This window comes from Gordonia sputi NBRC 100414, from assembly GCF_000248055.1.
GTDB lineage: Bacteria > Actinomycetota > Actinomycetes > Mycobacteriales > Mycobacteriaceae > Gordonia > Gordonia sputi.
This window is the reverse complement of the sequence record NZ_BAFC01000101.1, coordinates 34,097-59,297: the sequence shown is the minus strand read 5'-3', so window position 1 is coordinate 59,297 and position 25,201 is coordinate 34,097. Positions and strand designations below refer to the sequence as shown.

26 protein-coding genes are annotated in these 25,201 nt (G+C 66.6%); 19 read left to right on the top strand and 7 right to left on the bottom strand.

What is annotated here, in order from left to right:
* Nucleotides 1-7: 7 nt before the first annotated feature.
* The 13 genes from folE to lysS all read left to right on the top strand — a co-directional run bounded on the left by folE (nucleotide 8) and on the right by lysS (nucleotide 10,654).
* Nucleotides 8-646 carry a GTP cyclohydrolase I FolE gene (gene folE, locus GOSPT_RS16450; RefSeq protein ID WP_005207549.1) on the top strand — a complete coding sequence of 213 codons (639 nt, stop codon included), beginning with the start codon at nucleotides 8-10 and terminating at the stop codon, nucleotides 644-646.
* A 50-nt stretch (nucleotides 647-696) separates the two neighbouring features.
* Nucleotides 697-1,560, top strand: coding sequence for a dihydropteroate synthase (gene folP / locus GOSPT_RS16445; RefSeq protein WP_039856378.1), 864 nt, complete (start codon nucleotides 697-699; stop codon nucleotides 1,558-1,560).
* Entirely contained in the window at nucleotides 1,553-1,933 is a 381-nt protein-coding gene (folB, locus tag GOSPT_RS16440) for a dihydroneopterin aldolase (protein WP_039856327.1), read from the top strand. Before folP ends, folB begins: the two co-directional genes overlap by 8 nt.
* A complete protein-coding gene (gene folK, locus GOSPT_RS16435; protein ID WP_005207546.1) occupies nucleotides 1,930-2,481 on the top strand; it encodes a 2-amino-4-hydroxy-6-hydroxymethyldihydropteridine diphosphokinase in 552 nt (183 codons plus the stop codon). Before folB ends, folK begins: the two co-directional genes overlap by 4 nt.
* A complete protein-coding gene (locus GOSPT_RS16430) occupies nucleotides 2,478-3,020 on the top strand; it encodes a DUF3180 domain-containing protein (RefSeq protein WP_005207545.1) in 543 nt (180 codons plus the stop codon). Before folK ends, GOSPT_RS16430 begins: the two co-directional genes overlap by 4 nt.
* A 91-nt stretch (nucleotides 3,021-3,111) precedes the next feature.
* Complete coding sequence (locus GOSPT_RS16425) at nucleotides 3,112-4,467, top strand: DUF6779 domain-containing protein (RefSeq protein ID WP_005207544.1); 1,356 nt, start codon at nucleotides 3,112-3,114, stop codon at nucleotides 4,465-4,467.
* Nucleotides 4,468-4,616: 149 nt separating this feature from the next.
* Entirely contained in the window at nucleotides 4,617-5,645 is a 1,029-nt protein-coding gene (locus GOSPT_RS16420; protein WP_005207543.1) for a Rossmann-like and DUF2520 domain-containing protein, read from the top strand.
* Between the two features lie 67 nt (nucleotides 5,646-5,712).
* Nucleotides 5,713-6,627 carry a pantoate--beta-alanine ligase gene (panC, locus tag GOSPT_RS16415; RefSeq protein WP_005207542.1) on the top strand — a complete coding sequence of 305 codons (915 nt, stop codon included), beginning with the start codon at nucleotides 5,713-5,715 and terminating at the stop codon, nucleotides 6,625-6,627.
* Entirely contained in the window at nucleotides 6,617-7,108 is a 492-nt protein-coding gene (locus tag GOSPT_RS16410) for a hypothetical protein (RefSeq protein WP_005207541.1), read from the top strand. The genes panC and GOSPT_RS16410 overlap by 11 nt, the downstream gene beginning before the upstream one ends.
* Nucleotides 7,093-7,545, top strand: a complete 453-nt coding sequence (gene panD / locus GOSPT_RS16405) for an aspartate 1-decarboxylase (RefSeq protein WP_005207540.1) — start codon at nucleotides 7,093-7,095, stop codon at nucleotides 7,543-7,545. The genes GOSPT_RS16410 and panD overlap by 16 nt, the downstream gene beginning before the upstream one ends.
* 7 nt (nucleotides 7,546-7,552) lie before the next feature.
* On the top strand, nucleotides 7,553-8,362 hold the full coding sequence (locus tag GOSPT_RS16400; RefSeq protein WP_005207539.1) for a type III pantothenate kinase: 810 nt from the start codon (nucleotides 7,553-7,555) through the stop codon (nucleotides 8,360-8,362).
* Nucleotides 8,363-8,567: 205 nt separating this feature from the next.
* The gene (locus GOSPT_RS16395; RefSeq protein ID WP_039856375.1) at nucleotides 8,568-9,032 is read left to right on the top strand and encodes a hypothetical protein; all 465 of its coding nucleotides are present in this window, start codon (nucleotides 8,568-8,570) and stop codon (nucleotides 9,030-9,032) included.
* Between the two features lie 56 nt (nucleotides 9,033-9,088).
* Nucleotides 9,089-10,654 carry a lysine--tRNA ligase gene (gene lysS, locus GOSPT_RS16390; protein WP_005207537.1) on the top strand — a complete coding sequence of 522 codons (1,566 nt, stop codon included), beginning with the start codon at nucleotides 9,089-9,091 and terminating at the stop codon, nucleotides 10,652-10,654.
* A gap of 21 nt (nucleotides 10,655-10,675) precedes the next feature.
* On the opposite strand, the gene GOSPT_RS16385 is transcribed toward lysS, so the two are convergent.
* Both GOSPT_RS16385 and GOSPT_RS16380 read right to left on the bottom strand, forming a co-directional pair.
* Nucleotides 10,676-12,193 carry a bifunctional aminoglycoside phosphotransferase/ATP-binding protein gene (locus GOSPT_RS16385; RefSeq protein ID WP_005207536.1) on the bottom strand — a complete coding sequence of 506 codons (1,518 nt, stop codon included), beginning with the start codon at nucleotides 12,191-12,193 and terminating at the stop codon, nucleotides 10,676-10,678.
* Nucleotides 12,190-13,002 carry a helix-turn-helix domain-containing protein gene (locus tag GOSPT_RS16380; protein WP_005207535.1) on the bottom strand — a complete coding sequence of 271 codons (813 nt, stop codon included), beginning with the start codon at nucleotides 13,000-13,002 and terminating at the stop codon, nucleotides 12,190-12,192. Before GOSPT_RS16380 ends, GOSPT_RS16385 begins: the two co-directional genes overlap by 4 nt.
* Before the next feature lie 134 nt (nucleotides 13,003-13,136).
* Here GOSPT_RS16380 and GOSPT_RS16375 point away from each other — a divergent pair, with 134 nt between their 5' ends.
* Nucleotides 13,137-13,661, top strand: a complete 525-nt coding sequence (locus tag GOSPT_RS16375; protein WP_039856322.1) for a VOC family protein — start codon at nucleotides 13,137-13,139, stop codon at nucleotides 13,659-13,661.
* A gap of 12 nt (nucleotides 13,662-13,673) precedes the next feature.
* On the opposite strand, the gene GOSPT_RS16370 is transcribed toward GOSPT_RS16375, so the two are convergent.
* Nucleotides 13,674-15,269: a FadD3 family acyl-CoA ligase gene (locus tag GOSPT_RS16370; protein WP_005207533.1), complete on the bottom strand. Its 1,596-nt coding sequence runs from the start codon at nucleotides 15,267-15,269 to the stop codon at nucleotides 13,674-13,676.
* Nucleotides 15,270-15,311: 42 nt separating this feature from the next.
* Here GOSPT_RS16370 and GOSPT_RS16365 point away from each other — a divergent pair, with 42 nt between their 5' ends.
* The 5 genes from GOSPT_RS16365 to GOSPT_RS16345 all read left to right on the top strand — a co-directional run bounded on the left by GOSPT_RS16365 (nucleotide 15,312) and on the right by GOSPT_RS16345 (nucleotide 21,481).
* Nucleotides 15,312-16,607, top strand: a complete 1,296-nt coding sequence (locus GOSPT_RS16365) for an acyl-CoA dehydrogenase family protein (RefSeq protein WP_039856372.1) — start codon at nucleotides 15,312-15,314, stop codon at nucleotides 16,605-16,607.
* Nucleotides 16,608-16,740: 133 nt separating this feature from the next.
* Nucleotides 16,741-17,571, top strand: coding sequence for an SDR family oxidoreductase (locus GOSPT_RS16360; RefSeq protein ID WP_005207531.1), 831 nt, complete (start codon nucleotides 16,741-16,743; stop codon nucleotides 17,569-17,571).
* Between the two features lie 31 nt (nucleotides 17,572-17,602).
* On the top strand, nucleotides 17,603-18,760 hold the full coding sequence (locus tag GOSPT_RS16355) for an acetyl-CoA C-acetyltransferase (RefSeq protein ID WP_005207530.1): 1,158 nt from the start codon (nucleotides 17,603-17,605) through the stop codon (nucleotides 18,758-18,760).
* Between the two features lie 266 nt (nucleotides 18,761-19,026).
* Nucleotides 19,027-20,547, top strand: coding sequence for an aldehyde dehydrogenase family protein (locus GOSPT_RS16350; protein WP_005207529.1), 1,521 nt, complete (start codon nucleotides 19,027-19,029; stop codon nucleotides 20,545-20,547).
* Nucleotides 20,548-20,677: 130 nt separating this feature from the next.
* Nucleotides 20,678-21,481 (top strand): polysaccharide deacetylase family protein, encoded by an 804-nt coding sequence (locus tag GOSPT_RS16345; RefSeq protein ID WP_005207528.1) that lies wholly within the window; start codon nucleotides 20,678-20,680, stop codon nucleotides 21,479-21,481.
* Here the strand turns inward: GOSPT_RS16345 and GOSPT_RS16340 are convergent.
* The 4 genes from GOSPT_RS16340 to GOSPT_RS16325 are packed head-to-tail and all read right to left on the bottom strand — an operon-like array spanning nucleotide 21,471 to nucleotide 25,148.
* Entirely contained in the window at nucleotides 21,471-22,103 is a 633-nt protein-coding gene (locus GOSPT_RS16340; RefSeq protein WP_005207527.1) for a response regulator, read from the bottom strand. The two genes, GOSPT_RS16345 and GOSPT_RS16340, sit on opposite strands and share 11 nt — an antisense overlap.
* Nucleotides 22,100-23,467 (bottom strand): sensor histidine kinase, encoded by a 1,368-nt coding sequence (locus GOSPT_RS16335; protein WP_231894544.1) that lies wholly within the window; start codon nucleotides 23,465-23,467, stop codon nucleotides 22,100-22,102. The genes GOSPT_RS16340 and GOSPT_RS16335 overlap by 4 nt, the downstream gene beginning before the upstream one ends.
* Complete coding sequence (locus GOSPT_RS16330; protein ID WP_005207525.1) at nucleotides 23,464-24,201, bottom strand: ABC transporter permease; 738 nt, start codon at nucleotides 24,199-24,201, stop codon at nucleotides 23,464-23,466. Before GOSPT_RS16330 ends, GOSPT_RS16335 begins: the two co-directional genes overlap by 4 nt.
* Entirely contained in the window at nucleotides 24,198-25,148 is a 951-nt protein-coding gene (locus GOSPT_RS16325; RefSeq protein WP_039856366.1) for an ABC transporter ATP-binding protein, read from the bottom strand. Before GOSPT_RS16325 ends, GOSPT_RS16330 begins: the two co-directional genes overlap by 4 nt.
* Nucleotides 25,149-25,201 lie beyond the last annotated feature (53 nt).

The window sequence follows — 25,201 nt, the reverse complement described above, 5'->3', positions numbered from 1 at the left end:
CGGATCGATGACAATCAGCGAGGGTCACGACATCGCGACTCACGACGGCGCGTCGCGCGAACTATCGACCGGAGAGGGGCGCTTCTTCGACCAGGAGCGCGCCGAAGCTGCCGTCCGGGAGTTGCTGATCGCGGTCGGCGAAGACCCCGACCGCGAGGGGCTGCGACGCACGCCGACCCGCGTGGCCAACGCGTACCGCGAGATGTTCGCCGGGCTCTACACCGACCCGTCGGAGGTACTCGCGACCATCTTCGACGAGGACCACGACGAGTTGGTGCTGGTCAAAGACATCCCGATGTACTCGACGTGCGAGCACCACCTCGTGTCGTTCCACGGTGTCGCCCATGTCGGCTACATTCCCGGCCCATCGGGCCAGGTGACCGGACTGTCGAAGTTGGCGCGCGTCGTCGACCTCTACGCCAAGCGTCCGCAGGTGCAGGAGCGATTGACCAGCCAGATCGCCGATGCTCTGGTGGAGCGGCTCAATCCACGTGGCGTGATCGTGGTGATCGAAGCCGAACACCTGTGCATGGCGATGCGCGGCATCCGCAAGCCGGGCGCTCGCACGACGACGTCCGCGGTGCGCGGCATCTTCAAGACCAGCGCCGTTTCGCGCGGCGAGGCACTCGACCTCATCACCCGGTGACCGCTCACCCGGTCGCCGTCGACACGGCCGATGACGCGCGCACAAAGGTGATGGGCGTCGTCAACGTCACCGCCGACTCATTCTCCGACGGTGGTCGCTACCTCGACGCCGAGCGCGCCGTCGAACACGGTTTTCGTCTGCTCGCCGGCGGCGCCGACATCATCGACGTCGGGGGCGAATCGACCCGCCCGGGTGCGGTACGCGTCGACGAGTCCGTCGAGATCAAGCGGGTGGTTCCGGTGATCGCCGCACTCGCTGCCGAGGGTGCACAGGTCTCGGTCGACACGATGCGCGCAGGCGTGGCGTCGGCCGCCATCGAGGCCGGGGCGACGATCGTCAACGACGTGTCGGGGGGTCGCGCCGATCCGGGCATGGCAGCGCTTCTCGCCGACGCCGGACTGCCCTGGATTCTGATGCACTGGCGTCCCGCGGCAGCCGAATCGGATGCCGGTCGACGATTCACGCACCGGGTCGACGACACGGGCGGGTACCGCGACGTGGTCGCAGAGGTCAGTCGTGAGCTCCTCGGCCAGGTCGACGCCGCTGTCGACGTCGGGGTCGATCCCGACAACATCATCCTCGATCCCGGGCTGGGATTCGCCAAGACAGCACAACACAATTGGGCGCTGCTCAACGCGTTGCCGACGCTGGTCGATCTCGGTTTTCCGGTGCTCGTCGGGGCGTCGCGCAAGCGTTTCCTCGGCACGCTGCTCGCCGCCGACGGCCACGATCGTGAACCGGAGGGACGCGAGATCGCGACGGCGTCGATCAGCGCGCTCGCCGCGGTGCAGGGCGCGTGGGGAGTTCGGGTCCACGACGTCGCGGCCAACCGGGATGCGGTGACCGTCGCCGCGGCGTGGCGTTCGGGTGGGCGTGACCGGCATACCGTCCGGCGGGAGCATCGAGATGGCTGACCGCATCGAACTGCGCGGACTGCGGGTGCGCGGCAACCACGGCGTCTTCGACCACGAACGCCGCGACGGGCAGGACTTCATCATCGACGTCACGCTGTGGGCCGACTTGCGGGCCGCCGCGGCGTCGGACGATCTGGCCGACACCATCGACTACGGGTCGCTCGCACAGCAGGTCCACGACGTCGTCGCCGGTGACCCCCGCAATCTGATCGAGGCTGTCGGCGGGGAGATCGCCGAGAAGGTCATGCTCGACGACCGCATTCACGCGTGCGAAGTGGTGGTGCACAAGCCGTCCGCGCCGATCCCGCTGGATTTCGCCGACGTCGCCGTCGTGACCCGACGCTCCCGCAAATCGGCGGGTGGTGCGAGATGACGCGCGCCGTGTTGTCCGCCGGTACCAATCTCGGCGACCGAGTGGCCCGGCTCGGTGAGGTTGTCGACGCATTCGCCGACAACCTCGTCGCGGCGTCGAGCATCTATTCGACGGCCCCGTGGGGCGGCGTCGAACAACCCGACTTCTACAACATCACGCTCATCGTCGACGCCCCGATCTCTGCGCGTGACTGGTTGGAGCGTGGCTTCGAACTCGAGCGCGCTGCTGACCGGACCCGAGACATCCGTTGGGGCCCAAGAACTCTCGACGTCGACGTGATCTGTGCGACCGACGCCGACGGGCAGCCGATCATCAGTGACGACGACGTGCTGACGCTGCCGCATCCGCGAGCCGCCGACCGTGCCTTCGTGCTCGTGCCGTGGCTGGAGATCGAACCCGACGCGACGCTGTGGACGCCCGACGGTGTCCGGTCGGTGGTCGACCTGGTCGCGGCACTACCCGCGAGTGAACGCGCAGGCGTGCACCGACTGTACGTGCGCCCGGGAGGTTCGCAGCCGGGCCGACCCGGGAGTGAGGTGGCGCGGTGACAACCCCGCAGCCGTCGACGCCACCGGAGTCCGACGAACCCGGCCTTGGTCCGACCCGGCCACGTGATCTGCTGATCATTGCGGTCTTTGTCGCGGTGATCTCGTGGATTCTGGTGCGCTACAACTACTCGGCACTGCCCCCGCTGCCGCTGCTGGCGGGAATCGTCCTCTACGTGCTCGCCGCGATCGAGACGGCGATGGCATTCGTGGTGCGCGCACGTGTCGCCGACCGTCAGGTGGGTCGTGCACGCGGGCAGCTGCACCCGCTGACCGCAGCGCGTGTCCTCGCACTGGCCAAGGCGTCGGCGATCCTGGGTGCCGTGGCCGTCGGCGTATGGGTGGGGATGCTGGTGTTCCTGTGGAGTCAGCACGGCGTGAATGCTGCCGAGCATGACAGACCCGGTGCGATCGTCGGCGCCTTCGGCGGGCTCGTGCTCGTCGTCGCGGCGCTGTGGCTCGAGTACTGCTGCCGGGCACCCGACGACCCGACCGACCAGCCGACGCAGCCGCGGGCAGACGGTCATCCCGGGCCCGCGTGACCCCCTCTGTGATGGGATTTTATGAGGCCAATCGTGACTCTCCGCACCAGCCTGGCGGTCGCGCGGGCCGTCAGAGGGTAAGTTCACGATCATGACGACCTCGACTGGCCGTGCCGCCGACACACGCCGCTCCGGTCGCGTCGGGCAGTGGTTGGTGGGTCTCCTGATCGTGCTGGCCGTGGTGGCCAGCGTGTTGATGCTCTTCGCCGATCAGATCTCGGTGCTCGGATCGCTGGCGGTGATCGCGGCGCTGTGGGCCGCTGTGATCGCGGCGATCCTTGTCACTCGCTACCGCAGACAGGCCGAAAGCGCCGAGAGCAAGAGCCGCGATCTGCGACTGGTGTACGAGTTGCAACTCGAGCGCGAGATCGCCGCGCGCAGGCAGTACGAGCTCGACGTCGAATCGACGATCCGCAAGGAGATCAGCGACGAGGCCGGTGTCGAGCTGGCAGAACTCAAGGCGCAGGTACTCGCTCTGCGGTCGAGCCTGGAGATGCTGCTGGGCGAGTCGCTACCCGACCAGCGAGCGGCGCTTCCCAGCGAGAAGCTGCGCGAGCTGGCCTCGGGTCTCGGCGGTCTCGGAGCGCAGCCGGGTCACTCCGATCCCCAGGCCGGCGGCTACGGCAGCGGGGCGGGCTACCCGGGCGGCTACGGCCAGACCGACTACACCGCTCACGACGACGGCGCTGTTGCCGCCCGCGATTTCGAGCAGACCGCCCCGGGCGCCGAGCATCGACGACGCGACTCCCGCCCGTTCGACGCTCCGCGACGCTTCGGGTCTGATGTCGATCCCAACGAGATGACGGAAGTGCTTCCGGTCATTCCGGGTGACGCCCCCATCTCCGGCCGCATCGCCACCGAGGTTCCGCTCGACGACATCCGCGCCGACGAAGTCGCCGTCGAAGCCGTCGAGGACGTAGCCGTCGAGGACGTCCGCGCCGAAGAAGTCGAGGCACGGGCCGTCGACGAGACGCTTGTGGCGCAACCCGTTCAAGAGTTCGGGGTTGAAGAGGTGGTCGTCGACGTCGTCGACGAACAGCCGCGCGCGCCCTACACGTCGGGATTCGACGAGACGCCTCCGCCCGCAGAACCGACCTCGGCGTCGCCGTTCTCCGGCGGATTCTATGTCCCCACTGCGGAGACGGCCCCTGCTGCCGAGACCGTCGAGGCGCCGGAGCACGACACCCAGGCGGCCGACGCGGCAACCTCACCCGCACCGGAGTCCGGAGACACCGACACCCCCGATGCCACCGACACCACGGCGGGGCGTCACGAGACCGGCGACGACGGTGCGCGTGCCGGCTACAGCGGTGGCCGACGACGCCGTGAGGAAGACGACGACCACGACGCCGCGCACACAGCGGGGCTGCCGGTCGCGGAGCTGCTCAATCAGCTTCGCCAGACTTCCGGCGGTAGCGGCGGCGGACGTCGCCGTCGCGAAGACTGACTTCTCACAGCCCGGCACCCTTCTGACCGGTCCTCTCGGGTGACCCGTCTCACAGGCATTGGCCCGACGATGCGTCGAGCGCCTAGCATTGCGGTGCACGTCCGGTACCCACGCTGCAGTTGGGACTGGAACGATCTGGGAGGACACCGGTGACCTCACCGAACGGCGATCCCGCCGTGTCGAGTAAGCCACCCCGCGACGCGGGGCGAGCAGGCCATTCCGGATCTTTCTCCGCCGAATTCGCAGGCGTGAGCAATCTGCCGACACCCGCGCGCCTGACCATCGGCATCATTTCGGCGGGACGTGTCGGAACCGCACTCGGCGAGGCACTCGAACGCGCAGGCCACGTGGTCGGAGCGGTTGTGGCGCGGTCGCCGCACTCTCGACGCCGCGCCGCGCAGCGCCTTCCCGAATCGCAGATCCTCGACCTTCCCGACGTCGTCGCACGCTCGGAGCTCCTGATCATCGCGGTACCCGACGACCGCATCTCCGACGTCGTCGCCGAGATCGTGGACAGCGGGCGGCTGCGTCCTCGGACGCTCGTCGTACACACAGCGGGCGCGCACGGCGTCGACATCCTGGCGCCCCTCACCGCGCTCGGGGCGCTTCCGCTCGCCATTCATCCCGCGATGACGTTCGTCGGAACCGACGACGACACCGCCCGGCTGCCGCAGGCGTGCTTTGGCGTCACCGCTGCCGACGAGGTGGGTCTCGCGATAGCGTCGGCCCTTGTGCTCGAGATGGGCGGTGAGCCCGTCCGGATCGCCGAGGCCGACCGCACGCTCTATCACGCCGCACTCGCGCACGGTGCTAATCATCTCGTCGCACTCGTCAGCGATGCGGTCGTGGCGATGAACGCGGCCATCGAGGGCGGCGCGGGGGAGTCCGGTCGGGACGCGGCGACCGTCGACGGATCCTCGGAACGGTTGGCCGAACGCATCCTCGCGCCGCTTCTCACCGCGGCCCTCCACAATGTGCTCGATCTCGGCCCCGCCGCGTTGACAGGGCCCGTCGCCCGAGGCGACGCGCAGGCCGTCGCAGACCACCTCGACGCTCTCCGCGCACTACCCGGCGGCCATCGACCGGATGCGATCGCCGAGGCGTATCGCATCCTTGCGCGTCGGGCAGCCGCGTACACCGACGCACCCGCACCGCTCCTCGACGTATTGGAGCAGTGAGTGAACCCGAACAGATGCCGACAGATGTTGTGATGCACGGCCTTTCGAGCTGTGTAGGAGGAGAACGATGACCGCGCCGCTGAGTCCAGACGCCTACGCCCGAGGTGAACTGACGGTGCATCGCGACCCCGCCACACTGCACCGGGTCAGTCAGGCGCTGCGTCGCGCGGGTAAGCGCGTGGCGTTGGTACCGACGATGGGTGCGCTGCACGCGGGTCACCTGCAGTTGATCGACGCCGCCAAGAGCGTCGGCAACGTGGTGGTCATCGTCTCGATCTTCGTCAACCCACTGCAGTTCGGCGAGAACGAAGATCTCGACGCCTACCCGCGGACGTTCGACGACGACATCGAGCTGTTGCGTTCCGCCGGTGTGGAATTGGTGTTTGCACCGACCGTCGACGACATGTACCCCCTGGGGCCGCGGACCACGATCGTGCCGGGGCCGGCAGGCGACATCCTCGACGGTGCCGTGCGCCCGGGACACTTCGCGGGAATGCTGACCGTGGTGTGCAAACTCCTCAACATCGCGGCTCCGCACGCCGCGTTCTTCGGGGAGAAGGACTACCAGCAGTTGGTCTTGATCGCACAGATGGTGGCCGACCTGAACCTCGACGTCGATATCGTCGGGGTGCCGACGGTGCGCGAGGCCGACGGTTTGGCGTTGTCGTCGCGTAATCGCTACCTGACACCGGAGCAGCGTGAAATCGCCACCACGCTGTCTGCTGCGCTCACCGCCGGCGCGCACGCCGCCCCCGGCGGCAAGGACGCGATTCTCGCTGCCGCACAGGCGGTTCTGGCGACGTCGCCGGACATCGAACTCGACTACCTCGCGCTGCGCGACCGCGCCCTCGGCGAAGCGCCCGACAAGGGCGACGGACGGCTGCTGGTCGCCGCCCGCCTCGGCGCGGCGCGCCTGATCGACAACGTCGGCGTGTCGATCGGCATCGAACCCGAGGACATCGGGAACCCCGATGCGTACTGACCCGCACCGCCCCGCGCTGATCGAGCGCCGCTCCTCGCCGGTCGAGCTTGTCGAGATCACTCCCGCGCCGATCGAGCGCCACCACTCGCTGATCGAGCGCGGCTCCCCGCTGATCGAGCTTGTCGAGATCACCCAACCAGCGGCGGAGGGTGGTCTCGACTCGGGTGCTCGCTTCGCTCGCGCCCGCTCGACCAGCGGGCCAAGGATGCGCCGCCCCTCGCCGATCGTGCGCCGCTCCTCGCTGATCGTGCGCCGCTCTCCGCTGATCGAGCTGGTCGAGATCACTCCCGCGCCGATCGTGCGCCAACCCCCGCTGATCGAGCACCGCCCTCCGCTGATCGAGCTTGTCGAGATCACTCCCGCGCCGATCGTGCGCCAACCCCCGCTGATCGAGCTTGTCGAGATCACGCCCCCACAGACTCTGCAGCCCGCCCGCAATGCACGCCAACACAGAGGAATGACAGCATGTTTCGCACCATGATGACGTCGAAGATCCATCGGGCGACCGTCACTCAGGCCGATCTGCACTACGTCGGGTCGGTGACCATCGACGCCGACCTGCTCGACGCCGCGGACCTACTCGAAGGTGAACAGGTCACCATCGTCGACATCACCAACGGCGCCCGTCTCGAGACCTACGCGATCGCGGGCGACCGCGGTACCGGCGTCATCGGGATCAACGGCGCGGCAGCGCATCTCGTTCATCCCGGCGATCTGGTGATCATCATCGCCTACGGCATCCTCGACGAAGCGGAGGTGCGTGCATACAGCCCGCACGTGGTTTTCGTCGACGAGGCCAACCGCGTCGTCGAGAACGGTACAGATCCCGCGCACGCGTCAGAGGGTTCGGGACTCCTCGACCCGCGCCACCCTGAAACTGGCTCGGCGCGAACCGACTTCGCCGATTCGACGGTGTAGGTCGTCGATGCTGCTCGTTGTCGAGGTCGGGAACACGAACATCCATCTCGGGGTGTTCGCGGGGTCGGGTGAACACGCCACTCTCGTGCGGGACTGGCGGATTCACACCGACCCGCACCTGACCGCCGACGAACTCGCGATGGCGATCCGCGGGCTACTCGGCGACGACATCGAGCAGATCACCGGCGTGGCAGCGTTGTCGACGGTGCCGGCGTTGCTGCGAGAACTGCGCGTCATGGTCTCGCGCTACTGCGACGGCGTCCATCACGTTCTCCTCGAACCGGGTGTCCGCACCGGGGTCCCGCTGCTCGTCGACAATCCCAAAGAGGTCGGCACCGATCGTGTCGCCAATTGTCTTGCCGCGCAGCATATCTACGGCGGACCGTGCATCGTCGTCGCATTCGGCACGGCGACAGTTGTCGACGCGGTGTCGGCGAAGGGCGAGTTCCTCGGCGGCGCCATCGCGCCGGGAGTGAACCTCGGCGTCGAGGCGCTCGCCGAGCACACGGTGACCGTGCGCCGCGTCGAACTCATGCCCCCGCGCAGCGTGTTGGGCAAGAACACTGTCGAAGCGCTGCAGTCAGGCATCCTGTACGGATTCGCCGGGCAGGTCGACGGGCTCGTCGACAGGGTGCGCGACACCGTCGCCGGCTTCGACGGCCGGGATCTGACGGTTGTGGCCACCGGGTCGCTGGCGCCGCTGATCTACCCGGAGAGCCGCACGCTCACCACCCACCACTCGTATCTGACCCTCGAGGGGCTACGCCTGGTGTCCGAGCGGGCCAAACAGCAGGGCCGTGGGCGCGGGACCCGCTGACCTGGCACGCCCAGCGCGGCGTCGAACGTCTTTTTGCGCACCGCGAGCACGAAACTCCCGCAGACCTGGCCCGTAGCCGTGCACTGTGGCAAACTTGTCGCCGTGATCAAGAGCTGTCAGGAGTGTTGTCAGGGCTGAGTCCGCTTCATGCGGCCGCCCTTCGTCGATGCCCCCGCTCGTTTCGATCACCACCGAGGTATCTCTCATGACTGCCCCGTCGCTCATCAATGCATCGCTGGTCAACGCACCGGTCCAGGTCCACGCCTTCGCGCAGGCACCCGTCACACAGGCCGTCCCCGACGTTCCGCTCTCGCTTCAGCCCACGGCCTACCGTGACGCCATCGCCGCCGGAGCAGTGCCGGTCGACATCCGCAGTCACCGCAAGCGCCGACTCAACGGTGCGCTGCTCGGGGCGCTGGCCGTCGACGCCGCTGAGGTGCTCGACCTGCTGACTCCCGGCTCACCGACCTCGCTGCGCACCGCAACCGCCGATCGGCGCTGGGTCCTCGTGAGCGACGACGGCCACGAGGCGGAGTGGCTCGCCTGGCACCTGCAGGCACGCGGCGTCAGTGGCACTGTCTTCGTCGTCGGCGGATTCCGCGGCCTGCGCCGCGACGGCATCAACGGCCAGATCAGCGCGGGCGAACTGGCAGTCTTCTCCGCGCACTGACATCCACCAGCACGGCGATTTTCCCCGATCCCACCCCGGCCGATAGTCTTCGAGGTGTGAGCGAACCCCTGACCTCCGCGAATAAGGCTGCAACGACAACGGCTGGCGACAACGACGACCAGACGCCCGAGCAACTGCGTATCCGTCGGGAGAAGCGCGACCGCATCCTCGACGAGGGACGCGAGGCCTACCCGGTGTCGATCGGCCGCACGCACAGCCTCGCCGAGATCCGCGAGGCACACCCCGACCTCGAGGCGGGCACCGAGACTGGCACGATCGTCGGCGTCGCCGGGCGCGTGATCTTCCTGCGCAACAAGGGCAAGCTGTGCTTTGCCACGCTGCAGGAGGGCGACGGTACCCAGCTCCAGGCCATGATCAGCTTCAACGGGGTCGGCGAGGAGTCGCTCGCGCGATGGAAGTCCGACGTCGACCTCGGCGACATCGTCTACGTCCACGGTGAGGTCATCAGCTCGCGTACCGGCGAACTGTCGGTGATGGCCGATGAGTGGGCGATGGCGTCGAAGTCGTTGCGTCCGTTGCCGGTTGCGCACAAGGAGATGAACGAGGAGACGCGCGTCCGTCAGCGCTACGTCGACCTCATCATGCGTCCGGAAGCGCGTGAGACTGCGCGGACCCGTATCTCGGTGATCGCCGAGCTGCGCAAGGCACTCGTCACCCGAGGATTCCTCGAGGTCGAGACCCCGATGCTGCAGACGCTGCACGGCGGCGCGGCGGCACGGCCGTTCGTGACGCACTCCAACGCCTTCGACATCGACCTTTACCTGCGTATCGCGCCGGAACTGTTCCTCAAGCGCGCGGTGGTCGGCGGAATCGAGCGCGTCTTCGAGATCAACCGCAACTTCCGCAACGAGGGCGCCGACTCCACCCATTCGCCCGAATTCGCGATGCTCGAGACCTACCAGGCCTACGGCACCTACGACGACGCCGCGACGATGACCCGCGAGATCATCCAGGAGGTGGCACTCGGCGCGATCGGCACGCTCATGCCGGAAATGCCGGACGGCACCACCTACGACCTCTCCGGCGAGTGGACCTCGTTGGAGATGTACCCGTCGCTCTCGGAGGCGCTCGGCCAGGAGATCGTTCCCGACGGCGGCCCGGAACATCCCGGGACCAGCGTCGACGAGCTGCTCGCCATCGCCGCCCGCGTCGGCCTCGAGGTGCCCAAGGACAAGGGTTACGGTCACGGGAAGCTCGTCGAGGAACTGTGGGAGCACATGGTCGGTGAGAAGCTCTCGCAGCCCGTCTTCGTGCGCGATTTCCCCGTCGAGACGTCGCCGCTGGTTCGCGCACACCGCAGCGTGCCGGGCGTCGTCGAGAAGTGGGACCTCTACGTCCGCGGCTTCGAGCTGGCCACCGGCTACTCCGAACTCGTCGATCCGGTCATCCAGCGTGAGCGCTTTGTCGACCAGGCACGCCTCGCTGCTGCCGGCGACGACGAAGCCATGCGACTCGACGAAGAGTTCCTCGCCGCCATGGAGTACGGCATGCCCCCGACGGCGGGCACCGGCATGGGCATCGATCGCCTGCTGATGGCGCTCACCGGCCTGGGCATCCGCGAAACGATCCTGTTCCCACTGGTCAAGCCGCTGCGCGACTGAGGCTTGGTCGAGGCGCGGGCCTCAGCCGCGATCAGCGCCCAGCCCGCTCGCTGCGACGACCGATTCGACGCCGCCCGACGCCTCAACGCGCCGCCAGCGCTCATCGGGCAGTTCGAGCGTCGCACTCTGCCTGCGCGCGACCGAGGCGTCGGCGTCGGAGGCGTCGAGTCCGCGGTGCTCGATGCGTGAAATGCGCTCGGCCTCAGGTAGTTCCAGCCAGATGCCGGTGAAGTCGACGCCCGCGCACTCGGTGACGTCGGCTATTGCGGTCGACTGACTGCTTCGACCGAACACGGCGTCGGCGATGACGCTCATTCCGCCGCGCACGTCTGCTTCGGCGAGGCGGAACAGCTCGGTGTACACCGCGGCGCGAGCCGTGTCGGTGTAGGCCGATCGCGGTAGCTTGTCCGCGATGCCCACTCCCGCAAGACGTTTGCGCAACACGTCCGTGCGCAGGATGCGAGCGCCAGGCGCTGGATCGAGGCTGCCTCCGACCGCCCGCGCTATCGTCGACTTCCCGGTACCGGAACCGCCGCCGATCGCGACGAGCCGCGGCCGCGCAGACTCGGTGAAACCCAGTGCAAGCGCGAGGTATTCGTGCGCGCGGTCGACGTCGTGCTCGGCTGCCGCGACGTGTGCACGCACCGTGGCGCGTACCGCGAGCAGTACCGGCAGTAAGCAGAATCCATTCTCGTCGTCGATAGAACCATCGAACGTCGCATGATCGAAGTAGGTGTTGACGACGACGTTGGCTTCGTGACGCAGTCCGCGTGCCCACAGGTCCATCACGAGGAACGCGAGATCGTAGAGGACGTCGGTCGTGGCGAGCTCCGCGTCGAACTCCAAGCAGTCGAACGGAATCGGCTCGCCGTCGACGATCGCGACGTTCCCGAGATGCAGATCGCCGTGACAGTGGCGAACGCGCCCGCCGCGTGCCCGATCGTCGAGAAGGTCGCGATGCTCGGTGATGAGGGTGGTGATCCTGTCGGTCAGTTCTTGTGCCACAACGGGTTCGATGATGTCCGGGAACGCCGCCATGCTCGCGAGGTTTCCGTCGACGACGTCCTGCAATCGTTGCGCCCCACGGGCATCCGCACTGATCTCGGATCCCCGATGCAGTTCGACGACGCGCATCGCGAGGCGCTGCAGCAGGTCGTCGTCGAGGCCGCCCGGATGTGCGTGGGTGACCATCAGCGCATCGTCGTCGAAGCGTGTCATCTCCAAGACGTGGTCGACGACCTCGCCCGCGCCTTCGAACGAGAGCGAACCGTCCGCGGTGCGTCGGATCGCGTGTACCGCGATGTAGAGACCGGGAGCGAAGCGTCGATTGAGCCGGAGTTCGGCGTCGAGAGCTGCTCGACGCCGCTCCGGCGTGCTGAAGTCGAAGTAGCGCAACCGAACCGGCCGTTTGAGCTTCCACGCACGATCACCGTTGAGCACGATCACCGCGCCGTGCGTGACGATGCTTCTGGTCGACGAGTCCGGATCGAGGGCACCGACCTGTGCCAGCATGTCCTCGGCTTGCGTCGCGTCTGTCATGAGTCCGTACCGGATTCGGCGACGGTGCGACGGTATTCGCCCGGCGGTAGGCCGAGGGTCTGGCGGAAGTCGGCCGAGAAGTGCGCCTGATCGGTGTATGCGAGGTCGGCGGCGACGTCGGCGAGGGTGATCGTCGGGTCGTCGCGCAGTCGTTCCGCGGCCTCCTGCAATCGGTATCGACGGATGACCGCCAACGGGGAGAGGCCGATGTGGCGGTCGGCGATGCGCTGCAGTGTGCGTACAGACATCGACATCTCGCGTGCGAGGTCGTCGACGCGGACGATGCTGCGAGCCGCTGCGATGAGGTCCTGCATCTCGTTCGCGAGCAGCGCCGAGTCCTGGGGTGGCGTCAAGTGTTCACGCAGCCACGACGCGAAGCGTGATGCGGCGTCGGAGACATCGGGTTCCTTGACAGTCATTGCCACAGAGATCGATTCGAACAGATCGGGCGCACGGAACGGTTGCGCGGTATCGCGCAGTGGTCGTGGCGAGACGTCGAGCGCGGCAGCGCCCGCCGGTCGCAGCAATGCCCCGACGGCCCAGCCGGAGCCGGTCAGATCGCGGTGCGTGCGCTGAGTCGACGGCCCGACGATCAGCACACCATCAGCTTCGACGACGAGGTTGCATGCGGGAAACGGCAGAATGTTCTGCCGCGACGTCCGGCCGGGCGCGAGGTTCCACTGGGGTATCCAGAACCACGCGACCATCGACGAGAGGTCGTCGGGCGCGACGACGCGATCGAAGGTGGGCAGGCGAGCGGGGTAGAGCACCCCGCGGGTGTCTGGAGCGTCGGTGGCCGGGGCGCCCATGTCTGGTGTATCAGTGTCTGTTACACGGGAGTCTGGGGCGCCGGAGGGGTCGGCTCCGCTGACGGGCATGAGTCAATGATAGTCGTCGCGAATCTACAAGCCGCGCAGCGCGCACGATCCCTACCGTGAAACGTATGACAACACAGCAGAACACCACCACCGAACCGACGACGGGCGTCACCGGCGAACACACCACCGACGGCATCCCGCACGGCCTGACGAGTCTCACGCCGTTCATCGCCGTGTCGAATGCCAAGCAGGCAATCGAGTTCTACACCAGTGTCTTCGGGGCACGATTGGTCGATGCCACGGAGTTCGACGGCGTGGTCGTGCACGCCGACATCGACTTCGGCACCGGCCACCTGCAACTCGGCGAGCCCAACGAGGAGTACGGCCTGATCGCCGCGCCCGATGGGCCTGCGGCATGCTACTCGTTGGGCTTTTACTGCCCCAGCGCCGACGAGGTGGTGGCCAAGGCCGAAGCCGCCGGCGCGACGGTCCGTGAGCCCCTCACGACCTTCGTCTCGGGCGACCGGTTCGCGTCGATCCTCGATCCGTTCGGGGTGCGCTGGTCGGTGATGACTCGCGTCGAGGATCTCTCCGAAGAGCAGAGCGCCCAACGTGTCGCCGAATGGGCTGCGTCGCAGTCCGATTCGTGAGCGAGCTGGAGTTCAGCGCAGTTCGCGTTTGAGTATCTTGCCCGACGCGTTGCGGGGAAACGCGTCGACGAACACCACGGATCGGGGAACCTTGAAGTTCGCGAGATGTGTTCGCGCATAGGAGAGTACATCGTTCTCGGTGAGGTGGGCAGCGTCGTGGATCGTCACGTAGGCGCGGCCGACCTCGCCGAGTCGGTCGTCGGGAACTCCGATCACAGCGGTTTCGGTGACTCCGTCGAGGCGTGCGAGCGTCTGTTCGACCTCGGCGGGGTACACGTTGAACCCTCCGCAGATGAACATGTCCTTGAGCCGGTCGGTGATCCGGAGGTTCCCGCGCTCGTCGATCACGCCGACGTCGCCGGTGTGTAACCACCCGTCGGCGTCGATGGTCGCTTCGGTCGCCGCGGGATCGTCGAGGTAGCCGCGCATGACCATCGCGCCACGGGTGAGCACCTCACCCTGGTCCGACAGCGCGATCTCCATGCCGTCGAAGGCTCTGCCGCACGTTGTCGCGACCGTGACGTCGTCGTCATCGGGGGTGCACGTGGTGATGAAGCCGCTGGATTCGGTTTGGCCGTAGGCGGTGATCACCGTGTCGACGCCGAGGTCGCGTTGGATACGCTCGATCAGCACCACCGGCACGATGGCCGCGCCGGTCACCACCAGGCGAAGCGACGACAGGTCGTGGTCTGCGCGCGCGGGGTCGTCGAGGATGGTCTGGAAGATGGTCGGCGCTCCCGGAAAGACTGTCGCACGCTCTGATTCGACGACTCGCATGGCTTCGGTGGGGGAGTAGACCGCGAGCGGAATCATCGTCGTCCCGTAGAGAATCGACGGCAGAATGCCCGCCTTGTATCCGAACGTGTGGAAGTACGGGTTCACCATCAGGTAGCGGTCTGATGGACTCAGGAGTCCGTTGGCTCCCCACGCCCGCGCGCCCGCGATGGTCTGCTGGTGCTCGGCCAGAACGCCTTTCGACTTCCCGGTGGTCCCCGAGGTGAACAGAATGTCGGAGATGTCCTCTGGCGCAACAGCATCTGCTCGACGATCCGCTTCGGCACGCGTCTCGTCGGTGGCACGCGCGACGAAGTCCGACCAGTCGACGCTGCCGTCAGGCGCAGGTGCCGACCCGTCGAGCGGCACTCGCACCACGAGGTCGGGCAGCGAGCTGCCATGCGCGCCAAGCAGTTCGGCCGCATGGTCGACGCCGAGAAACTCACCCGACACCACGACCGCCGTCACCTGAGCTCTTTCGATCACATCGATGGCCTCGGTCGCCGTGTAGCGGGTGTTGAGCGGGACCAGCACCCCGCCCGCGTACTGCACGCCCAGTGCGGCGATTGGCCAGTGATGGCTGTTCGGCGACCAGATGGCCACCCTGTCGCCGGCCTCGAAGCCCGACGCGACAAGCGCTGCGGCGAACTCGCGGACACGCTCGAGCAGCTCCGCGTATGTCAGCTCGACGCCTGCACCCCCTTTGCTCCACTGACGGTCGACGATCGCCTGCTGCGCCGGCCAGGTCTGCGCCGCGCGGATCAGCGCCGCGGGCGTCGACTGGGCGCTTCCTCCCGTCGACTGGGCGTCGCCGTTGGTCATTATCGACTCCATGGCCTCAACCTAACAAATGCTTGGTAGGTTATGCTAGCGATCATGACGTCGATCAACCTTGCCGATCGTGCCGTCGACCTGGGCGAATGGGCGCGAAGCACGCCCGCCGCGACCGAAGAGTTCACGCGAGCGGTGCGCGAGTGGCTGGCGCACAACCTCGTCGACGACTTCGCCGCGCTGAAGGGTCGGGGTGGTCCCGGAAGCGAGCATGAGTTCTTCTCCGAGCGTCTGGCGTGGGATCGCCATCTCGCGGCGTCCGGCTGGACATGCCTCGGCTGGCCCACGCGGTATGGGGGCCGTGGCGCGACACTCCAGCAGCGAATCATCTTCCATCAGGAGTATGCGCGCGCGAACGCTCCCGCGAGGGTGAATCACCTCGGTGAGGAGCTGCTCGGCCCGACGCTGATCGAGTTCGGCACCGAAGAGCAGAAGCAGCGCTTTCTTCCCGGCATCGTCGACGTCACCGAGCTGTGGGCCCAGGGCTACTCCGAGCCAGGGGCGGGCTCCGATCTCGCGGGCGTCTCCACGACGGCCCGACTTTCCGACGACGGCACCCGCTGGCATGTCAACGGACAGAAGATCTGGACGTCGCTTGCGCACGTCGCGCAGTGGGTGTTCGTGCTGGCCCGTACGGAAGCGGGCTCCTCGCGCCATAAGGGACTCGGCTTCCTGTTGGTCCCGATCGATCAGCCCGGCGTCACGGTACGGCCGATCCAACAGCTGACGGGAACGTCGGAGTTCAACGAGGTCTTCTTCGACGACGCGACCACCGACGCCGACCTCATCGTCGGCGAGTCCGGCGACGGTTGGCGGGTCGCGATGGGGCTACTGCAGTTCGAGCGCGGCGTCTCGACGCTGGGACAGCAGGTGGGCTTCGCGCGTGAACTCGACGCGATCACCGAGATGGCAAGAGCCAACGGATCTCTCGAGAATCCGGAGATCGCCGCACGCCTCGTTCGTGCCCGCATCGGACTGAGCGCGATGCGTGCCAATGCGCAACGGACACTCGACGACGACGCGACACTAACCGGGGGCACGTGGGGTGCGGCCGCCGCTGCAGGGACGGCCTCGGTGGCAAAGCTGTTGTGGGCCAACTGGCATCGGGATCTCGGCGAGCTCGCGATGGCGGTGGCCGGTCCTGCGTCGTTGATCGGCCCCAGCGCGACGGTCGAGGGTCACCTCAATGACATTCACGATCCGGAGAACGTCGAGCTCGACGAATGGCAACGCCTGTTCCTCTTCACCCGCGCCGACACGATCTACGGCGGCTCGAACGAGGTGCAGCGCAACATCATTGCCGAGCGAGTACTCGCCTTGCCCCGCGAGGCACGAGCATGAAGAGAGCACCGCGAGGCACGAGCATGAATTGGGCACAGCGAGGCACGAGCATGAATTGGGCACAGCGAGGCACGAGCATGACTTGGGCACAGCGAGGCATGGCCGCGGAACCGAGGCGAGAGGTGTGGACACGATGACACAGACGACGTCGAGTGAGGTCGATGGTGTGAGGTCACCGTTGGCCACACCTCCGGAGGAGACGCCGGGACACGGATTGTTGTTGGGACGCAAAGTCGTTGTGACCGCAGCGGCGGGCACGGGCATCGGGTTCGCGACGGCGCGTCGGGCGCTGCTCGAGGGCGCCGACGTCGTGCTCAGCGACTGGCATGAGCGACGACTGGGCGAGGCCGCCGACCAACTGGCTGCCGAGTTCGACGGTCAGACCGTCGGGAAGGTGGTGTGCAATGTGCAGTCCACTGCCGATGTGGATTCGCTGATCTCCAGTGCCGCAGACACACTCGGACGTATCGACGTGTTGGTGAACAACGCCGGCCTCGGTGGCGAGACGCCCGTCGCCGATATGTCGGACGAGGAGTGGGACCGCGTCGTCGACATCACGCTCACCGGGACGTTCCGCGCCACGCGGGCCGCGCTGCGCTACTTTCGTGCCGTCGAGCACGGTGGCGTGATCGTCAACAACGCGTCGGTACTCGGGTGGAGAGCTCAGCGCGGACAAGCACATTACGCCGCTGCCAAGGCCGGAGTGATGGCACTGACGCGCTGTTCTGCCGTCGAGGCTGCCGAGCACGGGGTGCGTATCAATGCTGTTGCGCCGTCGATTGCCAAGCATCCCTTCCTGGCAAAGGTGACCAGCGACGAACTGCTCGACGACCTTGCACAGCGCGAGGCCTATGGCCGGGCAGCCGAGGTCTGGGAGGTCGCGGCCACCATCGCGATGCTCGCCAGCGACTACACCACATATCTCACGGGCGAAGTGGTGTCGATCTCCAGTCAGCGCGCCTGAGCGCGAATACCCTTATCGAGCAGGAGTTCTCATGAGCACACCACAGGCGTACATCGTGGACGCTATTCGTACGCCCGTCGGCAAGCGCAACGGCTCGCTGGCCAAGACGCATCCGGCAGACATGGGTGCGCATGTCATCTCCGCACTCGTCACTCGGACGGGGATCGACCCGGCGGTCGTCGACGACGTCGTCTTCGGATGTGTCGACGCGATCGGTCCGCAGGCGGGCAATATCGCCCGAACCGCCTGGCTCGCTGCCGGAATGCCGCTGGAGGTACCCGGAACCACCGTCGACCGTCAGTGTGGTTCGAGCCAGCAGGCCATCCACTTTGCGGCGCAGGGTGTGATGAGTGGGACGCAGGACGTCGTCGTGGTCGGCGGCGTGCAGAACATGAGCGCAATCCCCATCTCGCAGGCCATGATTGCCGGTCAGGAGTTCGGATTCACCACGCCGACAGCCGAATCCGTCGGCTGGCGTGAGCGATTCGGCGACGCCGAGATCTCACAGTTCGTCGGCGCCGATCTGATGGCGCGGAAGTGGGACATCAGCCGCGAGGACATGGAGGAATGGGCGCTGCAGTCGCATCAGCGAGCCAAAGCCGCTATCGCACAGGGACGGTTCGACGGCGAGACTGTCGCACTGGCCGACTGCGTCGTCGACGAATGCCCGCGTGAGACGTCGTTGGAGAAGATGGCCGGGTTGGCCCCGCTGGCCGACGGTTCGCGGCTGACCGCGGCGGTGGCGTCGCAGATCTCCGACGGCGCGTCGGCGGCGCTGGTGGTCAGCGAGAAGGCACTCGCCGAGTACGGCCTGACCCCGCGCGCTCGCGTCCACCACATCTCGGTCCGCGGCGACGACCCCGTGAAGATGCTGTCCGCGCCCATCCCCGCGACGAAGTACGCGCTGGCCAAGTCGGGGCTGAGCATCGACGACATCGACGTCGTCGAGATCAATGAGGCGTTCGCCTCGGTTGTGCTCGCCTGGCTGAAGGAAACCGGCGCCGACCCCGCGCGCGTCAACCCGAACGGCGGGGCCATCGCGCTTGGGCATCCTCTCGGCGCCACCGGGGCGAAGCTCTTCGCGACAATGCTGGCCGAACTGGAGCGCACCGGTGGCCGCTACGGCCTACAGACCATGTGCGAGGGCGGCGGCACGGCCAACGTCACGATCATCGAGCGTCTCGGCTGACCACTCGGCAGTTCTAAGCGCACAGTCGACGGTCTGGAGCGCCCAGTCGACGGTCTCGGGCGCACAGTCGACGGTCTCGAGCGCACAGTCGACGGTTCGCCCGCGTCGACTGGGCGCTTCCTCGCGTCGAGTGTGCGTCGGCCAGGGTGTGTCCGCCACCCCGCGCTCGCGTTCGTGTGATCTACGGCATAGCATGTGATACACAATCGGGGCGGCGTCTCATTCGACTATGCCCCCGAGCACCCGTAGATCCTCAAGGAGCCACCATGACCAAGCCTGCGGACGTGACGACCGGTGCGGGTCGACGCATCGAGAAGGGGGTCTCGTCGGAGGCTCACTCGTTGGCCGAACTGCTCGAGATCCAGCAGGCCGCGTTCCTGCGGGACGGCATTCCGGACGCCAACACGCGTATCGAACGCATCACGCGGCTCGGGTCGCTCCTGCTCGACAACTCCGACGAGATCTGCGCGGCATTGACCGCCGACTTCGGCACGCGCCCAGCCGAATTGAGCATCACGGCCGACGTCGCCGGATGCCTCATCGACATCACCCACCAGCGACGCGGCGTCAAGGAATGGATGAAGGAGACCCCGTCGGCGCGGGTGCAGGGGTTGATCGGGTTCAAGCAGCGGGTGCGGCACGATCCGCTCGGCGTGGTCGGGATCATGGGTCCGTGGAACTTCCCGCTGCAGTTGACGTTCGTGCCCGCAGCCTCGGCGTTCGCGGCAGGGAACCGGGTGCTGATGCGGCCGTCGTCGATCACCGCACGCACCACCGAGGTCATCGCGCGGCACGCGCCTGACTATTTCTCCATCGAAGAACTCGCGGTCATCACGCCCAAGCATGGCTCGGGCTCCGACTTCGCGAAGCTCGCTGTCGACCATCTGTTCTTCACCGGTTCGCCCGAGGTCGGGTCGTCGGTGGCGCAGGAGGCGGCCAAGAACCTCGTGCCCGTGACGCTCGAGTTGGGCGGCAAGAACCCCGCCGTCGTCGACGTCTCGGCCGACATCGGCAAGGCCGCGAAGATGCTGGCCGAGGCCCGTATGGCCAACGGTGGCCAGGTGTGTCTGTGTCCCGACTACGTGTTCGTTCCCGAGGCAAAGCTCGGTGAGTTCACCGACAAGGTCATCGCCCACTGGACCAAGAGCTTCCCGACGATCTACGACAACTCCGACTACACGTCGACGATCAATCAGAAGAACTACGACCGCATCGTCGGACTGATCGACGACGCTGTCGAACTCGGTGCGACCAAGCGGCAGGTGATCCCGGGCGGCGAGCAGCTTCCGTCAGCCGAGCGTCGCAAGATCCCGCCGACGCTGCTCACCGGGGTCAAGGCAGGCATGAAGATCGCCGACGACGAGGTGTTCGGCCCTGTCCTGAGTGTCTACCCGTACCGCGATCTGACCGAGGCGATCACCCACATCGCAGCGAATCCCCATCCGCTGACCATGTACTGGTGCGGCGACGACAACGCCAACTTCAAGAGGCTTGCCGACAACACGCGCAGTGGATCGATCAACGGCAACGACTTCGCACTGCACATGTTCGGTGCGGAACTGCCCTTCGGCGGCATCGGCCGCAGCGGTATGGGCGCCTACCACGGCAAGACCGGCTTCGAGACGTTCAGTCATGCACGCGCAGTGGCATTTTCGACGATGCCGTTCACCGTCGCCGAGATGATCGCGCCGCCGTTCACCAAGCGCGACACGCGAATGGCCAACGGGCAGATCAAGTTCTGGAGCAAGCTCAACAAGCGCGCCGCGAAGAAGGCGCGTAAGCGCTGAGTCACTAAGGCTCAGCGACGTCACACCCCGTCATGGGTGGGTAGATCCTTCGGGGCTTTACCCACCCATGGATCATCTGTGCCCCTCTTGTGACTGGTGTGGTCAGTGGCTCTGCTGTTAAGTGGACGGCGTGGACCGTCGCCATTTCCTCGCAGCACTGGCGGCAGGCACCGTCGTTGCGATATCCGGTTTGTCTGATTCGAAAGCCGCTGCGGCGCCGGGGCTTCCGCCGAACCTCCGGTTGCCGGGCTTGCCTGAGCAGTTACTCACGCCTCCCCTCGTTGCACCCCCACCCGTTGTGCCCAGCAAGGCGCCGCTTCCCAAGGGGCCGATCACCGCGCTACCCGGGCACGGCAACTATCTCGCGCTGACCATCGACGACGGGGTGCGTTCGGACGTCGTCGGCGCGTACATCAAGTTCGCGCAGGACACCGGTGCGCGCTTCACCTTCTTTGTCACCGGTGTGTACAAGAGTTGGACCGACCATCGGAGTTCGCTTGCGCCGCTGGTGGAATCGGGTCAGATCCAGCTGGGGAATCACACCTGGACGCATCCGTCGCTGACCTCATTGTCGGAGAGTGCGATCGCCGACCAGCTCAACCGCAACAAGCGCTTCCTGCAGAACACCTTCGGAGTCGATGGCACGCCGTTCTATCGTCCGCCCTACGGACACCGCAATGCGGCGGTCGACCGCGTCGCCGCCGACCAGGGCTACACGGCGTCGACCATGTGGTACGGGACGTTGGGCGACGAGCGGGTACTGCGCGAGCAGGACATCATCGCCAACGCGCGCACCTACTTCCGCCAGCAGGCCGTGGTGATCGGGCACGCCAATCACCCTGCGGTGACGCACATTTACCCACAACTCACGGAAATCATCAGAGAACGCAAGCTGACCATGGTCACCCTCGACGACTACTTCGTCACCGGATGAGCCCGCGCTCGAACGCAACCCGCACGGCCGCGGCACGGTCGGCGACACCGAGCTTCGGGTAGAGCCGCAGCAGATGCGTCTTCACCGTCGCCTCGCTGATCATCAGTTCGGCGGCGACCTGACGGTTGGTGCCGCCTCCGGCGATGGCGTGCAACACTTCTCGCTCTCGTTCGGTGAGGGTGTCGGCACGATTGCGGCTCATCAGGCTTCCCGCGACGCTAGGGTCGAGAACGCTGTGGCCGGCTGCAGCACGACGCACCGCTGAGATCAGGTCGTCGCGCGGGGTTGCCTTGAGGAGGTAGCCGTCGGCTCCCGCGTCGACGGCCGCGTGAATGTCGGTGTCGGTGTCGTACGTCGTCAACACAAGGATGCGGGGCCAGTCGCGGTCGGCTGCGCGCAGAGCCCGAATGGCCCCGACACCATCGGATCCCGGCATGCGCAGATCCATCAACACGACGTCGGGTGTCAGCGCGGCCACCTGGGCGAGCGCCTCGTCGCCACTGGTCGCCTCGCCGACGACGGTGAGGTCTGCTTCGCGTTCGAGCATCCCGCGAATCCCGTCGCGTACCACCGGATGATCGTCGACGACGAGGATACTTATCTGGTCTGACCGCGAGCTCATTGCGGTACTGCTTTCGACCCATCGCTTCGCTCGGTGGGAATCGACCGCTCGGTGGGAATCGACCGCTCGGTGGGAATCGACCGTTCGGTGGGAATCGACACGGAGACAACGCAACCCGCACCGGGATCGGATTCGACGACGACGGTCCCCCTGAGCAACTGCGCGCGTTCGACCATGCCTGTCAGTCCGAAGCCGCTGTGAGCGGATCGTCGTACCGCGTCGACGTCGAAACCGTCTCCGTCATCACGGATGTCGAGCAACAGTTCGTCGTCGAGGTAGGTCAGCGTCACCACGACCCGTTGCGCGCCCGCGTGTTTGGCGATGTTCGCCAGTGATTCCTGCAGGATGCGCAGTACGGTGTCGTCACTGCCGCCGAGGTCGTGGGCGTCGCCGTCGACCCGCAGTACCGCGGTGATGTGATTGCGCTTGGCGAAGGCGGTGAGCTGATCCTGTACAGCGGTGGGTAGCGGTTGTGCGTCCAGTGTGAGCGGTCGGAGTGCGTTCACCGCGCGTCGCGCTTCGCCGAGTCCTTCGCGCGCAAGCATTTTCGCGTTGTCCACACGGTCGCGGGTGGCGTCGGACAGTTCAGCCTCGTCGACGGATTCCAACTGCGTGACCACCGCGACGAATCCCTGTGCGACGGTGTCGTGTAATTCGCGGGCGAGGCGGGAACGCTCGTCGCGGATGCCTACGAGTCGTGCTTGCTCGAGGAGTTCGGACTGCAGTCGGGCGGTGCGGGAACGTTCTGCGAGGAGGTCTTCGGTGAGCTGGTTGCGTCGAATCACGGATGTCTCGCGTGCCTCGGTCACGACTACGACGGCGACGCCGATCACGAAGTTCAGAATCCACGCGAGTACCGACGCCCACCAGGGATTGGCGAGGTTCTCCCAGCCATAGCGTTGCGTCGCCGTCATCAGCACGCACGACACACTGATGGTCAGCACCATCGGGAGCCCGGTGAACAATGACGCGTAGAGCATGTAACCCGCCCACGACGCGATGCCTGCGATCGGTGTCGCGGCGATCGCGACGGCGATCAGCGTGGTGGTGACAGCGAAGATCCCCACACGCCGCCACATGGGCCCGATGTTGACGCGAGTCCAGATCTCGGTGAAGACCATCAGCGCGATCAACGCCGAGGCACTCACCAGATGCTGCGTCGACGACGCAGGCACGAGTTGGGCGACGACAAGCGCGACAAGATAGAGAACCCGAAGCGTCCACACCTCGGCCGTCGGGGGCACGATGATGTCCGGCCAGGTCAGCTCGTGCCGACAGTCGCGCCAGCGTCCCTGCGGTTCACGCTCGAGGTTGCGTCGGAACAGGCCGTGCGCCAGCGCAGTGGTGGTGAATGGGCTGTTCACTCCCACTTGAAGGTCCGGACCGCGATCGCGGTGGTCACTGCGCCCCACACCAGTAGTGTGCCGAAGTACCCGATCGCTGGCCAGCCCGTCGTCGCGGTATCGACCAGCGCCTGCGTTCCCGCACCGGAGGGAGTGAGGTTCGACGTGACGTGCAACCACCCGGGCATCGTCGCCCGGGGTACCCACAATCCGGCGAAGAACATCAACACGAAGAACACCAGTGAGCCGAATCCCGCAGCGACCTTGGCGTTCCGGAACAGCGACGCGATCACCATGCCCAGGCCGAGAAAAGCCCAACCCGTCAGCACATAACTGACGATGAACCCGACGGGATGCTGCGGCCACTGCCCCGAGATGATCCCCGGTACGACGACGATCAGCGCGAGACACATGATCGAGACGGCGGAGGTCAGCACGAATTGCGCGACCAGCAGGAGACTCGGAGATGCCGGAGTAGTGCGTAACCGCTTGAGAATTCCCATCTCTCGGTATCTCGTGAGTACGTCCGGTAGCGCCTGGACGGCGAGCAACGCCACGACGAACAGCACCAGAATCGGCTGGTACACCTGAAACACGCTCAGGCCGCCGAATTCGTCGAGCGGTTCGCGCGCGGCGGGGATCGACGCGATGATGATCGACGCCGCGACGGGCAGGATCACCGTCCAGATCACGACGCCCGGATTGCGCGCCAATAGCTTTGCCTCGGAACCGATCATCGCGGTGGTGGCGCTCATCGTCGTACTCCTTCGGAATCGTTTTCGGTTGTGGCGGCAACATGAAGGTCTGGTGCGTGCGTCAGCGCGAGGAACGCGTCGTCGAGGCTCGGTTGGTCGACGCGGAGCTTGCCGCACGCGATGCCGTGTTCGTGCAGCGCGATGATGACGGCGGACGCCACGTTGTCGGTGCCGGTGACGAGAACCCGCTCGCCTGTGCGCTCGACGCGGTGCACATCGGGGAGCGCTGCGAGTGCGTGGAGGTCGACGGCGGCAGTGGGGATGAACGACATCCGTTGGTCGGCTTGCACAGACGTCGCGAGGTCTGCGGGGGTGTCGAGGGCGACGACCCGCCCGTCGTCGATGACTGCGACGCGGTCGCAGAGGCGTTCAGCTTCTTCCATGAAGTGGCTGACCAGCAGAAGAGTGACGCCGGTGTCCTTGAGGTCTTCGAGCAGACCCCACACCTCGCGGCGTGCGCTCGGGTCGAGTCCGGTTGTCAGTTCGTCGAGGATGGCCACCTTCGGATTGCCGATGAGTGCCAATGCCACCGAAAGTCGCTGCTTCTGCCCGCCCGAGAGCTTGCCGAAGTAGGTGCCCTCGTGGCCGCTCATGCCGAGTCGGTCGAGTAGTTCGCGCCAGTCGCGGGGTGCCGAGTAGAAGCTGGAGTACAGCGGCATCGCCTCGCCGACGGTCTGCTTGTCGGGTAGGCGCGACTCCTGCAGTTGGATGCCGAGGGCTTCGCGGAGTCCGCGTCCCTCGTCGGCCGGATCGAACCCGGCGACACGCACATGGCCGCCGTCGCGTCGGCGAAGTCCGCCGATGCACTCGACGGTCGTCGTCTTACCTGCCCCGTTGGGGCCGAGGATGCCGAAGATCTCGCCTTCGGCGATCTCGAGGTCGACGCCACGGACCACCTGCTTGTCGCCGTAGCTCTTGGTCAGTCCTGCCACTTCGATCATTGCCATGCGTACAACGATCCGCCGCGCACGCCGCATGCGGATCCACCGCTCGACTACAT